The sequence below is a fragment of the Collinsella sp. SGI.095 genome, assembly GCF_050314535.1.
In the GTDB taxonomy this organism is placed as follows: Bacteria; Actinomycetota; Coriobacteriia; order Coriobacteriales; family Coriobacteriaceae; genus Collinsella.
Genome location: NZ_JBNPNG010000001.1, coordinates 140,507 through 153,157, shown reverse-complemented (window position 1 = coordinate 153,157; position 12,651 = coordinate 140,507). Strand labels below are relative to the sequence as shown.

Below are 12,651 nucleotides of genomic sequence, written 5' to 3'. Positions count from 1 at the left end.
TTCCCGTAAAAGGCACACTAAAACGCTTCAATCTACTGAAGCGTTTTAATTAAAAATATCAGCCTGGCATCGGCCCGCCCATTGGGGACAGACTTATATGAGTGCTTTCACTCATTTGGGACAGACATCGTTTTGCCATTTCGCTGTTCTGGACCTGTTATGGCGGTGCAGCTGCTCGATTATATTCATCTCAATCCTGTGAAAGGTGCGCTCGACTCACTCGAGGCGTACCGATGGTCAAGCTTCAAGGCATATCAGCTGGGCTACGATCCCTTTGACATTTGTGATGCGGCCCCTATGCTCGATATTGTCGGAGGCTCCCGTTGCTATTGCGAGCATCTCAAGGAAGTTGCCGGGCGCATCTGGTCGGTGGAGGTTCTTCCACGCCGTCGGATCCCCGATGAGGAGGCCCTTTCCGTTGCGCGCGAAGTCCTGCCGAGCATAGATCCTACGCTGCTTAAGGCCCTGCCACGCCCCGAACGCGATGCCTGCCTGCTGAGGCTCAGGCAGGCACATCTCACGGTCGAGCAAATTGCCCGTATCACCGGTATCGGCGCTACAAGTGTGACCAAGGCCACTGCAGGCTGGAAGGAAGCTGCGTGAGGCGGGGGCCGGAGCTAGTCGGGGCGCCGCAGACACGCATCATGTCTGTCCCCAATGAGTGAAAACGCCCATGTAAGTCTGTCCCCAATGAGTGCAAAAAGGCGCCCTCCACAAGAGAGGACGCCTTTGGTAAGTTCTATGTGAACGCGAGGTCTTTGACCCGGAGAGTCCGAGGTACTTGTTGGTAAGACCTTATTTAGGAGCGCGCAACCTTGCCAGACTTAAGGCAGGTGGAGCAAACGTTCATCTTGCGACGGTGACCATCGACGACGACGTAGACACGCTGGATGTTGGGGCGGAACTTACGGTTGGTGACGCGGTGAGAGTGGCTGATGGAGCGACCGGCAACGGGGTGCTTACCGCAAACTTCGCAAACTTTGGACATAACTGACCCTCCTTGGGCGACAAACGAACATGTCGCGTTAACAAACAAGCCTGAACTATAGCACAGAAGCAGCTCCCTGTGCGTAATCTACACAGAGATATTTCTCTTATGGCGATAGTGCCCACGCTACGGCCCTGGACGTAGATCCGATTTGCGTGTAGCAGAGGGGATTATGCCAGCTCGCATCGACGTTTTCAAGCTTGTCCCGCAAATATATATAGGTTTATGGAGCGTTGAGTCCGTTTGCGGATTGCTCCGTATTAATGCTCGCAATTAAGCTCGGGGTTGGCTACACTATCCCTTGACCATTAAAGGGGTACGAGATACCCACATGGATTTATATTGCTGCCATAGAGCAGTCCTTCCTGTGGGTGTCTGGTCCGCTTTGAGCGGTCGGGCATCTATTTTTTTGACTGTATCAGCAGTCAAGACATGTGAGGAAGGAGATCGATGGGCACGACTTCCCCCAAGGCGGTCATCATGGACGAGACCGCCGTCAACCGAGCGATGACCCGCATCGCGCACGAGATTCTCGAGCGCAACGAGGGCTGTGAAGACCTCGCTCTGGTCGGCATCGTCACGCGCGGCGACCTTCTGGCAAAGAAGCTCGCCGAGGCGATCAAGGAGATCGAGGGTGTTGACGTTCCGCTCGGCAGCCTGGACATCAGCTTCTATCGCGATGACTATGCGACTAACTTCGCTCCCGCGATCCACGCTACCAACATTCCCTTCAGCGTCGACGGCAAGCGCGTCGTTTTGGTGGACGACATCCTGTACACGGGCCGCACCATCCGCGCCGCTCTGGACGCCGTTATGGACCTGGGCCGTCCGAGCCGCATCGAGCTGGCAGTTCTCGTTGACCGCGGTCACCGTGAGCTCCCTATCTCGCCGGACTTTGTCGGCAAGAACGTTCCCTCGTCGCACGAGGAGAACGTGCACCTATATATGAAGGAAGTCGACGGCCGTACCGCTGTCGAGATCAACGACGTCGCGCCGGGTTCCCACGTGGGCTCCGCGCCGCTGGGAGGTGAGTAGTACCGTGGCGTTCAATCATAAGCACCTGATCGACATTACCGAGTACTCCGAAGAGGACATCAAGCTCATCCTCGAGACCGCCAAGGCGTTCTCCGAGGTCAACGAGCGTGCCATCAAGAAGGTCCCCACGCTCAAGGGCAAGACCATCGTCAATATGTTCAACGAGCCCTCGACGCGTACCCGCAGCTCCTTCGAGCTTGCCGAGAAGCGTCTTTCGGCCGACAGCCTCAACTTTGGCGGCTCCTCGACCTCCACGGTCAAGGGCGAGAGCCTCGTCGATACCGTCGAGACGCTCAACGCCTACAAGATCGACTGCATCGTCGTGCGCGACAAACATGCCGGTGCTCCCTACATCGTCACGCAGAATTCGCCCGCGAGTGTTATCTGCGCCGGTGACGGTAAGCACAATCACCCCACGCAGGCTCTGCTCGACTTGTACACCATCTGGGAGCACAAGGGTGACTTCCACGGTCTGAAAGTCGCCGTCGTCGGCGACATCGCCCACTCCCGCGTTTGTGGCTCGCTGATTCCCGCGTTGAAGATCATGGGCTGCGAGACCTACGCCGTCGCCCCCGGCACGCTGCTGCCGCCGGCGCCCGAGGTTCTGGGCTGCGACCACGTGACGAGCGACCTCGATTCCGTCCTGCCCGAGCTGGACGTCGTCTACATGCTGCGCGTACAGCAGGAGCGCCTCGAGGGTGCCCCGTTCCCGACCATTCGCGAGTACCACAAGCTCTTCGGCCTGACCAAGGACCGTGAGAAGCTCATGAAGCCCGACGCGATCATTTGCCACCCGGGCCCCATCAACCGCGGCGTCGAGTTCGACTCCTATATGGCCGACCACCCGCAACGCTCCGTCATCCTGGAGCAGGTCTACGCCGGTATCTGCGTGCGTATGGCTATCCTGTATCTGCTGCTTGGAGGTGCCGATAATGGCCTTGCTTCTTAAGAATGCCCACGTCGTCGATCCGTCCGTCGAGCTTGACGGGGTCGTTGACGTCCTGATCGACGGCGACAAGATCGCCGAGGTCGGCGAGAACCTCGCCGCCGAGGGAGCCGAGGTCCGCGACCTTTCCGGTAAGTACCTTGTCCCTGGCCTGGTGGACATGCACGTCCACCTGCGCGAGCCCGGTTACGAGGTTAAAGAGGACATCGAGAGCGGCACCCGCGCAGCTGCCAAGGGCGGCTTCACTGGCGTGTGCGCCATGCCCAACACCGACCCCGTTACCGATAACGGTACCGTTGTTGAGTTCATCAAGTCCCGCGCTGCCGAGGTCGGCCACTGCCGCGTCTATCCTTCCGGCGCCATGACCCGCGGTCTTAAGGGCGAGGCTATGTCCGAGATGGGCGATATGGTCGCCCACGGCGCCGTCGCCTTCACCGACGACGGTCGCGGCGTGCAGGGTGCAGGCATGCTCCGTCGTTGCATGGACTACGGCAAGATGTTCGGCAAGGTCTTCATGAGCCATTGCCAGGACGAGGACCTGGTCGGCCACGGCCAGATCAATGAGGGCAAGGTTTCGACTCGTCTGGCCCTCGAAGGCTGGCCGGCTGCCGGCGAGGAGCTCCAGATCGCCCGCGACATCGAGATCGCAAAACTGACCGGTGCCAAGCTGCACATCCAGCACATCTCCACCGCCCATGGCCTGGAGCTCGTGCGTGCCGGCAAGGCCGCTGGCGTTCAGGTTACCTGCGAGGCCACCCCGCATCACATGTTCCTGACCGAGAACGACCTGGACGAGACCTACAACACCTCGCTCAAGGTTAACCCGCCGCTGCGTACCGACGAGGATGCCGAGGCCATCCGCCAGGGTGTCATCGACGGCACCGTCGACGTCATCGTCACCGATCACGCTCCCCACACGCCGTGGGAGAAAGCCCGTGAGTTCGAGCTCGCGCCCTTTGGCATGATCGGCCTCGAGACCTCGCTGTCGCTCGTGCTCACCGAGCTGGTCAACACGGGCAAGATGGGTATGGGCCGCATGGTCGAGCTCATGGCTATTAAGCCGCGTGAGATCCTGGGCCTTGATCAGGTTCAGGTCAAGGCGGGCTCTGTTGCCGACCTGACCGTCTTCGACGCGTCTGTCACCTGGACGGTCGGCGAGGACGGTTACGAGTCGCGCGCCGAGAACTCCGGTTTTGCCGGCCGCACGCTCACCGGTCGTGCCACCGATGTGTTTGTCGGCGGTAAACAGACGCTTGCCGACGGCTGCATCTGCTAGCATAGCCTTATCGCTTTTGCGCGCGGTGCCCTTGCGGTGCCGCGCTTTCTGTTCGTTTGGTCCATGCAACTGCATGGGGGATTGGAGCGTCTATGCCCACACCTTCCACTGCACGCATGCACGACTTCGAGGTCGTCTCGAACCAGGAGATCGCCGACGGCATCTTCTCGCTCGTTATTTCGGCCCCCAAGCTTGCAAGTGCGCTCAAGCCCGGTCAGTTTGTGAACATCGCCGTGCCCGGCGATGCCTCTTCGCTGCTTCGCGTGCCCTTGAGCTTCTATCGCTCTGACGCCGAGGCCGGTACCGTCGAGCTGTGGTACGCCGTCGTGGGCGACGACACCCGTCGTCTGTCGCAGATGGGCCCCGGCTCCAAGTCCAACCTGTTGGGCCCTGGCGGCCGCGGCTGGCTGGTACCCGAGGGCACCAGGAAGGCGCTGCTCGTGGCGGGCGGCATCGGTGTTCCGCCCGTGCTGTGCCTCGCTGGCATGCTTGCCGAGCAGGGCGTGGCCGTTGACGTGTGCCTGGGTTTTGGCACCGCGTCCAAGGTCGTGGGCGTCGATGAGTTCCGCGCGCTGGGAGCCACGGTCAACGTGTGCACCGACGACGGCTCGTTGGGTACGCATGGTTTATGCACCGATCCTGCCGCTGAGCTGCTCGGCAAGGGCGGTTACGACTACGTCGCCAGCTGTGGTCCCGCCGTTATGATGAAGAAAGTCGCCGCCGCTGCCGCCGAGGCCGGCGCGTACTGCGAGGTGTCGCTCGAGCGCATGATGAGCTGCGGCTTTGGTGCCTGCAACACCTGCAATGTCGAGACGGTCGACGGTATGAAGGGTGCCTGCATGTGCGGCCCCGTGTTTGATGCTTCCAAGGTGGTGGTCTTCTAGTGGGTACCGTGAACATGTCCGTCGATTTCGGCGGCGTCAAGATGCAGAACCCCATCAACACCGCAGCCGGTACCTTTGGCTACGGTTGGCAGTTCCAGAACTTCTTTGATGTCTCCCAGCTGGGTGCCATCACCACCAAGGGTTGCGCTGCCGAGCCCTGGCCCGGCAATCCCGCACCCCGCATGGCCGAGATCCCCGGCGGCATGATCAATTCCGTGGGCCTGCAGAACCCCGGTGTGGCCGCTTTCGCCCGCGAGTCCGGTCCGTGGCTCGAGCAGCTCTCCAAGGACGGTTGCCAGGTCATCTGCCAGGTTGCCGGTCACTCCGTTGATGAGTTCGTGCGCGCGCTCGAGATGTATGTCGAGCTGTGCCCCTGGGCTGCCGGCTATGAGATCAACGTGAGCTGCCCCAACATTGCCGCCGGCGGCGCCGCCATGGGCTCCACGCCCGAGGGCGCCTCTTCCGTTATGGCTGCCTGCCGCAAGGTGACCGATAAGCCGCTGTTCGTTAAGATGGCTCCGGTCAACGTCGCCGAGATCGCCCGCGCCCTCGAGGCTGCCGGCGCCGACGGCCTTTCGGTCATCAACTCCATCCAGGGCATGGCCATTGACGTGCACACCCGCAAGTCCCGTGTGGCCAAGCCCAAGGGCGGCCTTTCGGGTCCGCTGTGCCACCACATCGCCGTGCGGATGGTCTGGGAGGTCGCCCAGGCCGTCGATATCCCCATCAACGGTGTCGGCGGTGTCATGACCGGCGAGGATGCGGCCGAGTTTATCCTGGCCGGCGCCACCTGCGTGTCGGTCGGCATGGCCAACTTCGTCGACCCGTGTGCTTCGCTTAAGATCGCGCACGAGCTCGAGGCCTGGGCGGAGTCCCAGGGCGTAAAGGACATCAACGAGCTGGTAGGTGCGTTCGAATGCTAGAGACCGATGCCCGCGACCGTGTTATCGTCGCCCTCGACTGCGACCGTGAGCGCGCACTCGAGCTCGCTCACGAGCTTTCGGGCCATGCCGCCTGGCTCAAGGTGGGCATGACGCTCTATTACGCCGAGGGTCCCGAGATCGTCAAGACGTTCAAGGATTTGGGCTTTAAGGTCTTCCTCGACCTCAAGTTCCATGACATTCCGCATCAGGTGCGCGGTGCCGCTCGCTCGGCCTCGCTTGCCGGTGCCGACCTGCTCTCGGTCCACGGCTTGGGTTCGGGCGCCATGCTCGCTGCCTGCCGCGAGGGTGCCGAGGAGGCGCGCGAGGACCGCGCCAAGCTCGTCGCCATCACCGTACTTACGAGCATGAATCAGGATGCGCTGGCGGAGATCGGCGTCGAGTCGCCCGTGGCCGAGGAGGCCGCTCGCCTGGCAAAGCTCGCTCAGGCCAACGGCATCGACGGTATCGTGTGCTCGCCGATGGAGGCTCACGACATGCGTGAGCTGCTCGGCCCCGACGCGCTGATCGTGACTCCGGGTGTGCGTCCGGTGGGTACCGCCCTGGGCGATCAATCCCGTGTGGCGACACCTTCCCAGGCTATCGAGCGCGGTGCGAGCCACATCGTGGTGGGCCGTCCTATTACCGGCTCCGACGATCCGGTTGCGGCCTTTGACGCCATCGTCGCCGAGCTGGTCGAAAACGTCGCGTAAAAGATTCCCTCAAGTCACCACTTTTGGGTCTTATTAGCACAAATTAGCCCTTGTGCCTGCGAAAACTTTCCCATCCTTTGTGTGGAATCACAGGTCAGGGGCTCAACTTTGACCTCCGTATATTGCACTTTTCGCAGGTATCGTCTAACCTATGGAGCCGTCGATTGGGCATTTAGTGCGTTTGACGTGCTAAAATGCCAATTATTGCATCAGATATAACCCAACTATTTGGAGGTTCGAATGGCACTCCCTCAGCTTACCGACGAGCAGCGTAAGCAGGCTCTTGAGAAGGCTGCCGCCGCACGTCACGCCCGCGCTGAGCTTCGCGAGCAGATCAAGAAGGGCGAGAAGTCCCTTGAGTCCGTGCTCAACTCCGATGACCCCATCGCTTCCCGCATGAAGGTTTCCACCCTCATCGAGTCTCTGCCCGGTTATGGCAAGGCCAAGGCCGCCAAGATCATGGAGGAGCTCGGCATCTCCGCTACCCGTCGCGTCCAGGGCCTCGGCGTCCGTCAGCGCGAGCAGCTCCTCGAGCAGCTGACCAAATAAGTGAGCGCTCAGGATTCAAAGCTCTTTGTGATTTCTGGACCGTCAGGTGCAGGCAAGGGCACGCTCGTCACTCGTGTGCGCGAGCGCCGCTCGAACCTGGGCCTGACGGTTTCGGCTACCACGCGAGCGCCACGTAAAGGTGAGGTCGACGGCGTCAACTACTTTTTCCTGACGCGCGAGGAGTTCGACCGCCGCGTGGCAAACGGTGAGTTTGTTGAGTGGGCCGAGGTCCACGGTAACTGCTATGGCACGTTGGTGAGCGAGGTCGCATCCAAGCTCGCCTCTGGCTCGTCTCTGATTTTGGAGATTGACGTCCAGGGTGCCCTGCAGGTCAAGGAGCGTTTCCCCGAGGCCGTGTTGATCTTTATCAAGCCGCCTTCGCTTGAGGTGTTACGCGATCGCCTGGTCGGTCGCGGTACCGAGACGCCCGAGACGATCGAGCTGCGTATGGCAAACGCCGCCGATGAACTTGCCCTTGCCGACCGCTACGACGACGTCGTGGTGAATGACGATCTCGACCGCGCGACCGATGAGCTCGTTCGCGTTCTCGATATGCATGAAAGGATCTGAGGTCCGTGTCCGTTGTAAAGCCTTGTATTGACGATCTTCTGGAGAAGACCGATCACAACCGCTTCCTGCTCGCCTCGCTTGCCTCCAAGCGCGCCTGCGACATTAACAGCATGCTGCGTGGCCAGCACAACCGCGTGCTTGCCGTTCAGGATGTCGATGACATTACCATTGGCCTCTCCGGCGCCGATACCATCTCGATGGCTATGGACGAGATTGTCGACGGCGATATCTCCTACGACGAGGCTCGTTACAAGAAGGCGCTCGGCCACAAGGTTGCTGAAGCCTAAATGGCAGCTCGCGTCTGCCTGGTCCACTATCACGAGGTTGGACTGAAGGGCAAGAACCGTGCACATTTTGAGCATATCCTCATGGATAACATCAAGGCGGCCTTGGCCGCCTTTTCCGTGAATGCCGTGTCTCGAATTTCCGGTTATATCCTCGTGACCTTTAACGAGCATCAGGCCGACGAGGCGGCGCGTGTCATTCGCACCGTCCCCGGCGTTGCCCGCGTGTCCCTGGCATATCACACCAACCGCGACCCGCAGGAGTACTGCGCCGCCGCCGTGAAGGCGCTGCGCGAGTTTGGTCCTTTTGATTCGTTTAAGGTGCATGCCAAACGCTCTAACACCGACTACGAGCTCACCTCGATTGATATCAATCGTCAGGTTGGCGAGGTACTGTGCGAGGCCTTCCCCGATAAAAAGGTCCAGATGCACGACCCCGACGCCATGGTGCACGTACTGGTGGTCCAGGGTAGCGTTTACGTGTATGCGCGCTCCGAGCGCGGCGTGGGCGGTCTGCCGGTGGGTTCCGCCGGCAAGGTTGTGACGCTTCTGTCGTCGGGCATCGATTCTCCGGTGGCGACCTGGATGCTCGCGCGTCGCGGCGCGGTGTGCGTGCCGGTACATTTCTCCGGTCGTCCGCAGACACCCGATACGAGCGAGTATTTGGTGCAGGACATTATCCGTGCGCTTGCGCCGGGCGTCCAGGTCGGCCGCCTGTACGTGGTGCCGTTTGGCGATTGCCAGCGTGAGATTTCCGTCACCTGCCCCAGCAACCTGCGCGTGATCATGTATCGCCGCATTATGTATTCGGTTGCCGAGCGCATTGCGCATATCGAGGGCGCCAAGGCTATCGTGACCGGTGAATCGCTCGGTCAGGTTGCCTCCCAGACGCTCGAGAACATTATGGCCGTCAACGAGGCCGTCAAGATCCCCGTGTTCCGCCCGCTGATCGGTTCGGACAAGCAGGAGATCATCGCGCGTGCCGAGGAAATCGGTACCTTCGATATCTCGACCGAGGCTGCTCCCGATTGCTGCACGCTCTTTATGCCGCGCCGCCCCGAGACGCACGCAAAACTCGATGCCGTGCATGAGGCGTGGGAGCTGTTCGATCACGAGGAGATGATTGAGCGCTTGCTCAAACAGACCGAGTACATCGACTTCGAGAGCAACACGTACAAGGCCCCTAAGACCTTAAAACGTAAACATCCTCAGCTTGCTCCACGTGAGATTTACCAAGATCACGAATAATGTTGTGTATAGACCGGCGGTGCATTTGCATCGTCGGTCTTAATCTATCTGGGCATTAGGAGATAAACGGTTCATTTGTCGACGTGTATCTGAATAAATGGACACTATCCTGCAAGGTTTTGGTCAGCTTTTGGTTTGACTTCGATAACCGGTGTGGGCGTGCGGAGGCTACGGCGCTCGTTTCCTGACACGATGGTGTTGGGAGGTGTTTGCTATGGCGCAACGCGAGCAACACGAACGGGTTAAACGGATGGACCGCTGGGCAGAAAAGCTGCTCGGCCATAAGGCGATGGTCGTGGCGATTCTGATTGTCATTGCCGCCGCGAGCGGCTTGGCGATGGCAAGTTTTGGTAGCCGATCCAGCGGCGTGTCGTTTGAGCGTGGTGATGAGGCGGGCGCCTCGGATGTGCGCGGGGCCGGGGATGGGTTACCTGATGATGCCGATGAGTCGTCTGCCAAGAGTTCTTCTGCTGCTGAGGTGTACGTCGATGTCGATGGCGCCGTTGCGAGGCCTGGCGTGTACCGGCTCAAAGACGGAGCGCGGGTGTCCCAAGCGATCGATGCCGCCGGAGGGCTTACGGCTGAGGCGGATGTGACAGGGCTTAATCGTGCGTCCAAGATCACAGATGGTCAAAAGATCTATGTTCCGATGGTGGGGGAGCAACAAGCGGCTGTGGCGGTCGGCGGGGTCGATAGCGGTGCTGCCATGACTGCTGGTGCGGGGTCTTCGTCGGGGCTTGTGAATATCAATACGGCAAGTGCGGCGGAACTGCAGACGCTTTCGGGCATCGGGCCTTCTACGGCCCAGTCGATTATCGATGAGCGGACTCAAAACGGGGCCTTTGCCTCGGTCGATGACCTCATGCGCGTATCGGGGATCGGTGAGAAAAAGCTCGCCAAAATTAAAGATTGCATTTGCGTATGAGTGTGTCCGAGTGCGAGCATGTGATGCCGCCGCGGCCCCTGATGCCGTGGACGATGGCCCTTTGTTCTGGCTTGTGTGCGAGCTGCGGCCTGGTGCTTAACGTGGCAGCCGATTTGCTGCTGGGAGAGCGGGCAGCGCCCGTCACATTGCTTATGGCCATTCCCGTTGCGGCTGCCGCGTGCATCGTATTGGCTCGGTTTTGTATGCGTCTTGTGCGGTGGAGGCGATGGCTGTATGCCGCGGCCCTCGGCCTCCTGGCGGGAGCGGTCGTGTCCGCGGGTTGGGCGATAGGGGCGCTGCGTGCTTCGACGGCACTGGATAATCGAGCTGCGAGCAGTCTCGAGTTTGTTGTACAGGGTGACCCATCCATCAATGACGGGACGTACTCCTATACCTGTGATTCATATGCGGGTGGAAAGCGCTTGGGCGAGATACGGCTGTCGTGTGACCGTGAGCTTGGCGCCGGTTCGCATGTACATGCTATCGGTCGAATGTCGCGGTTTGAGAATGATGCGTATGGGCGCTCACGCGTGCTTCGGGGCGAGCTTCGAAAAGTTAAGGTCATCCGGTTGGTATCGGTTGACGAGGGCTTTCCGGGGCCGTTGCCCTGGCTGCGAAACGAGCTCCTTGCCGCTATCGCGCCCGAGACCGATCCGGCGCGCTCGCTCATTGCCGGCGTTGTCTGCGGACGCTCCTCCGAGCTGCGTGCTCAGCCGGCGGGCGATTTGTTTTCGGTAACGGGCACCGCACATCTTATCGCCGTCTCGGGCAGCCATCTTGCCATCGTTGGGTTTGTGATTGAGAGCGCCCTGCAAAAGACTCGCCTCTCTCGTGGGCTGCAGAGAGGGCTGTTGGTGCTGGCCCTCGCTGCCTATGCCGTCTTTACGGGCGCTTCGCCCTCGGCCGTGCGCGCGTGCTGTATGGTGGCGGTGACGCTTGTCGTCAATGGCGCCGGACGTCGTCGGCATGGCCTTTCGGCTCTATTTTTGACCATGACAATCTTTATGTTGCTGCGGCCGACAGTATTGTTCGAGATGGGTTTTCAGCTATCGTGCGCCAGTGTTTTTGCCATCCTTTGTTTTTGCCCCTACGCTACCTACGCCTTGGGCGAGCTGAGCGTGCCATCGGGGGTTGCCAGTATTTTGTCCGTCACGCTGTGCTCGCAGCTCGCGACACTTCCCGTAACCATTCCCGCATTTGGGATGTTTTCGCTCATTGCCCCGCTTGCAAATGCCGTGATCGGTCCGGTGATAAGCGTGCTGCTCGCATCTTCGGTTGTGCTGGTGCCTTGCTCGCTTGTGCCGCTCTTGCGTCACGGGGCGCTTGTGGTGCCCATGGCTATCGCTCGCTGTGCCCTGTTCTTTGAGCAGCTCTTTGCTGCCGTTCCGGGCGCATCCGTAAGCGTGCCGCCCGATACGCCCTTGGTATACGTGGTGCCTTTTTCGCTGGTGGTCCTCTTGGTCTTGTGGCCACGCCCCAGCGCGCGGCCCATGGCAGTGGGGCTGCTGTGTTTGATGCTTGCGGCGGGCGTTCCGTATGTCTATTGGGATCGATGTGCGCCGCCTTCGGTGACAGTCCTTGATGTTGGCCAGGCCGATGCGATTCTGGTTCGTCAGGGTGGCGCCGTGGCGCTCGTCGACTGTGGGCTCGACGCGCGCGTGGTGTCGGCGTTGGTTCGCAATAACGTCCACCATATCGACGCCGTCTTCGTGACGCATTGGGATGAAGACCATTGGGGCGGTCTTCCCGACGTACTCGATCGGTTTTCGGTTGGAAGCATTGCGGTTGCGGCGGATGCGCTGGGCAGTGCGCCTGCTGAGGTTCTGAATCGCCCAAGCGTCACGTATCGGCAGGTGGCTCGCGGAGACACAGTCGATATCGGCGCATTTCGGGCTCGTGTGATGTGGCCGTTTGATACGGTTGACGGTGAGGGCAATGAGGACTCGCTTGTCTTGCTGCTCTCCTATGCTCAGGAAGGCAAAAGCCTGCGTATGCTCCTCACTGGTGATGCCGAGCTCGATCAGGAGCGCGAGTTTGTACAGGAGGTGGGTGATATCGATGTGCTCAAGCTGGGGCATCACGGCTCAAAAGATTCTGTCGATACAGACCTGCTGGAAACCCTTAAGCCCGAGCTCTCTATTGCGAGCGCGGGCGAGGGCAACCGCTACGGCCATCCATCCGATGCCTGCATCGATGCCGTTAGCGATGCGGGCGGCGCGTTCGCATGCACTATCGAGAGAGGCGACATTACCGTCTCGCCGACTGCGGCCGGTTTTGCCATGCGATGCCAGCGACCGTGATGCTGCCGTTGGC

Annotated in this window: 14 protein-coding genes; 13 read left to right on the top strand and 1 reads right to left on the bottom strand. The window is 60.5% G+C overall.

What is annotated here, in order from left to right; translation table 11 throughout:
• The first annotated feature begins 159 nt into the window (after positions 1-159).
• A complete protein-coding gene (locus tag ACQRCA_RS00715; protein ID WP_427717538.1) occupies positions 160-603 on the top strand; it encodes a hypothetical protein in 444 nt (147 codons plus the stop codon).
• A gap of 196 nt (positions 604-799) precedes the next feature.
• On the opposite strand, the gene rpmB is transcribed toward ACQRCA_RS00715, so the two are convergent.
• Entirely contained in the window at positions 800-988 is a 189-nt protein-coding gene (gene rpmB, locus ACQRCA_RS00710; protein ID WP_022094725.1) for a 50S ribosomal protein L28, read from the bottom strand.
• Positions 989-1,438: 450 nt separating this feature from the next.
• Here rpmB and pyrR point away from each other — a divergent pair, with 450 nt between their 5' ends.
• The 12 genes from pyrR (at position 1,439) to ACQRCA_RS00650 (ending at position 12,638) form a co-directional block, all read left to right on the top strand.
• Positions 1,439-2,023, top strand: a complete 585-nt coding sequence (gene pyrR, locus ACQRCA_RS00705) for a bifunctional pyr operon transcriptional regulator/uracil phosphoribosyltransferase PyrR (RefSeq protein ID WP_138374176.1) — start codon at positions 1,439-1,441, stop codon at positions 2,021-2,023.
• A gap of 4 nt (positions 2,024-2,027) precedes the next feature.
• Positions 2,028-2,972: an aspartate carbamoyltransferase catalytic subunit gene (locus ACQRCA_RS00700; RefSeq protein WP_035138537.1), complete on the top strand. Its 945-nt coding sequence runs from the start codon at positions 2,028-2,030 to the stop codon at positions 2,970-2,972.
• Positions 2,956-4,245, top strand: a complete 1,290-nt coding sequence (locus ACQRCA_RS00695) for a dihydroorotase (RefSeq protein WP_427717534.1) — start codon at positions 2,956-2,958, stop codon at positions 4,243-4,245. Before ACQRCA_RS00700 ends, ACQRCA_RS00695 begins: the two co-directional genes overlap by 17 nt.
• Positions 4,246-4,361: 116 nt before the next feature.
• Positions 4,362-5,129: a dihydroorotate dehydrogenase electron transfer subunit gene (locus tag ACQRCA_RS00690; protein ID WP_154516544.1), complete on the top strand. Its 768-nt coding sequence runs from the start codon at positions 4,362-4,364 to the stop codon at positions 5,127-5,129.
• Between the two features lie 14 nt (positions 5,130-5,143).
• Positions 5,144-6,052 carry a dihydroorotate dehydrogenase gene (locus tag ACQRCA_RS00685; protein WP_427717595.1) on the top strand — a complete coding sequence of 303 codons (909 nt, stop codon included), beginning with the start codon at positions 5,144-5,146 and terminating at the stop codon, positions 6,050-6,052.
• Entirely contained in the window at positions 6,046-6,762 is a 717-nt protein-coding gene (gene pyrF, locus ACQRCA_RS00680; protein WP_427717532.1) for an orotidine-5'-phosphate decarboxylase, read from the top strand. Before ACQRCA_RS00685 ends, pyrF begins: the two co-directional genes overlap by 7 nt.
• Positions 6,763-7,002: 240 nt before the next feature.
• Positions 7,003-7,311 carry an integration host factor, actinobacterial type gene (gene mihF / locus ACQRCA_RS00675; RefSeq protein WP_006236130.1) on the top strand — a complete coding sequence of 103 codons (309 nt, stop codon included), beginning with the start codon at positions 7,003-7,005 and terminating at the stop codon, positions 7,309-7,311.
• Entirely contained in the window at positions 7,312-7,881 is a 570-nt protein-coding gene (gene gmk, locus ACQRCA_RS00670) for a guanylate kinase (protein WP_370450596.1), read from the top strand.
• A gap of 5 nt (positions 7,882-7,886) precedes the next feature.
• On the top strand, positions 7,887-8,168 hold the full coding sequence (locus tag ACQRCA_RS00665) for a DNA-directed RNA polymerase subunit omega (RefSeq protein WP_370450597.1): 282 nt from the start codon (positions 7,887-7,889) through the stop codon (positions 8,166-8,168).
• The gene (thiI, locus tag ACQRCA_RS00660; protein ID WP_427717527.1) at positions 8,169-9,413 is read left to right on the top strand and encodes a tRNA uracil 4-sulfurtransferase ThiI; all 1,245 of its coding nucleotides are present in this window, start codon (positions 8,169-8,171) and stop codon (positions 9,411-9,413) included. It abuts the gene before it with no gap.
• A 214-nt stretch (positions 9,414-9,627) separates the two neighbouring features.
• Positions 9,628-10,338 carry a helix-hairpin-helix domain-containing protein gene (locus ACQRCA_RS00655; RefSeq protein WP_427717525.1) on the top strand — a complete coding sequence of 237 codons (711 nt, stop codon included), beginning with the start codon at positions 9,628-9,630 and terminating at the stop codon, positions 10,336-10,338.
• Positions 10,335-12,638, top strand: coding sequence for a DNA internalization-related competence protein ComEC/Rec2 (locus tag ACQRCA_RS00650; RefSeq protein ID WP_427717522.1), 2,304 nt, complete (start codon positions 10,335-10,337; stop codon positions 12,636-12,638). Before ACQRCA_RS00655 ends, ACQRCA_RS00650 begins: the two co-directional genes overlap by 4 nt.
• Positions 12,639-12,651 lie beyond the last annotated feature (13 nt).

Excerpts from the sequence above, each read along its gene's own strand:
- ACQRCA_RS00715 (WP_427717538.1), top strand. The coding sequence starts at position 160 with ATGGCGGTGCAGCTGCTCGATTATATTCATCTCAATCCTGTGAAAGGT.
- rpmB (WP_022094725.1), bottom strand. The coding sequence starts at position 988 with ATGTCCAAAGTTTGCGAAGTTTGCGGTAAGCACCCCGTTGCCGGTCGC.
- pyrR (WP_138374176.1), top strand. The coding sequence starts at position 1,439 with ATGGGCACGACTTCCCCCAAGGCGGTCATCATGGACGAGACCGCCGTC.
- ACQRCA_RS00695 (WP_427717534.1), top strand. The coding sequence starts at position 2,956 with ATGGCCTTGCTTCTTAAGAATGCCCACGTCGTCGATCCGTCCGTCGAG.
- ACQRCA_RS00690 (WP_154516544.1), top strand. The coding sequence starts at position 4,362 with ATGCACGACTTCGAGGTCGTCTCGAACCAGGAGATCGCCGACGGCATC.
- ACQRCA_RS00685 (WP_427717595.1), top strand. The coding sequence starts at position 5,144 with ATGTCCGTCGATTTCGGCGGCGTCAAGATGCAGAACCCCATCAACACC.
- pyrF (WP_427717532.1), top strand. The coding sequence starts at position 6,046 with ATGCTAGAGACCGATGCCCGCGACCGTGTTATCGTCGCCCTCGACTGC.
- mihF (WP_006236130.1), top strand. The coding sequence starts at position 7,003 with ATGGCACTCCCTCAGCTTACCGACGAGCAGCGTAAGCAGGCTCTTGAG.
- thiI (WP_427717527.1), top strand. The coding sequence starts at position 8,169 with ATGGCAGCTCGCGTCTGCCTGGTCCACTATCACGAGGTTGGACTGAAG.
- ACQRCA_RS00655 (WP_427717525.1), top strand. The coding sequence starts at position 9,628 with ATGGCGCAACGCGAGCAACACGAACGGGTTAAACGGATGGACCGCTGG.
- ACQRCA_RS00650 (WP_427717522.1), top strand. The coding sequence starts at position 10,335 with ATGAGTGTGTCCGAGTGCGAGCATGTGATGCCGCCGCGGCCCCTGATG.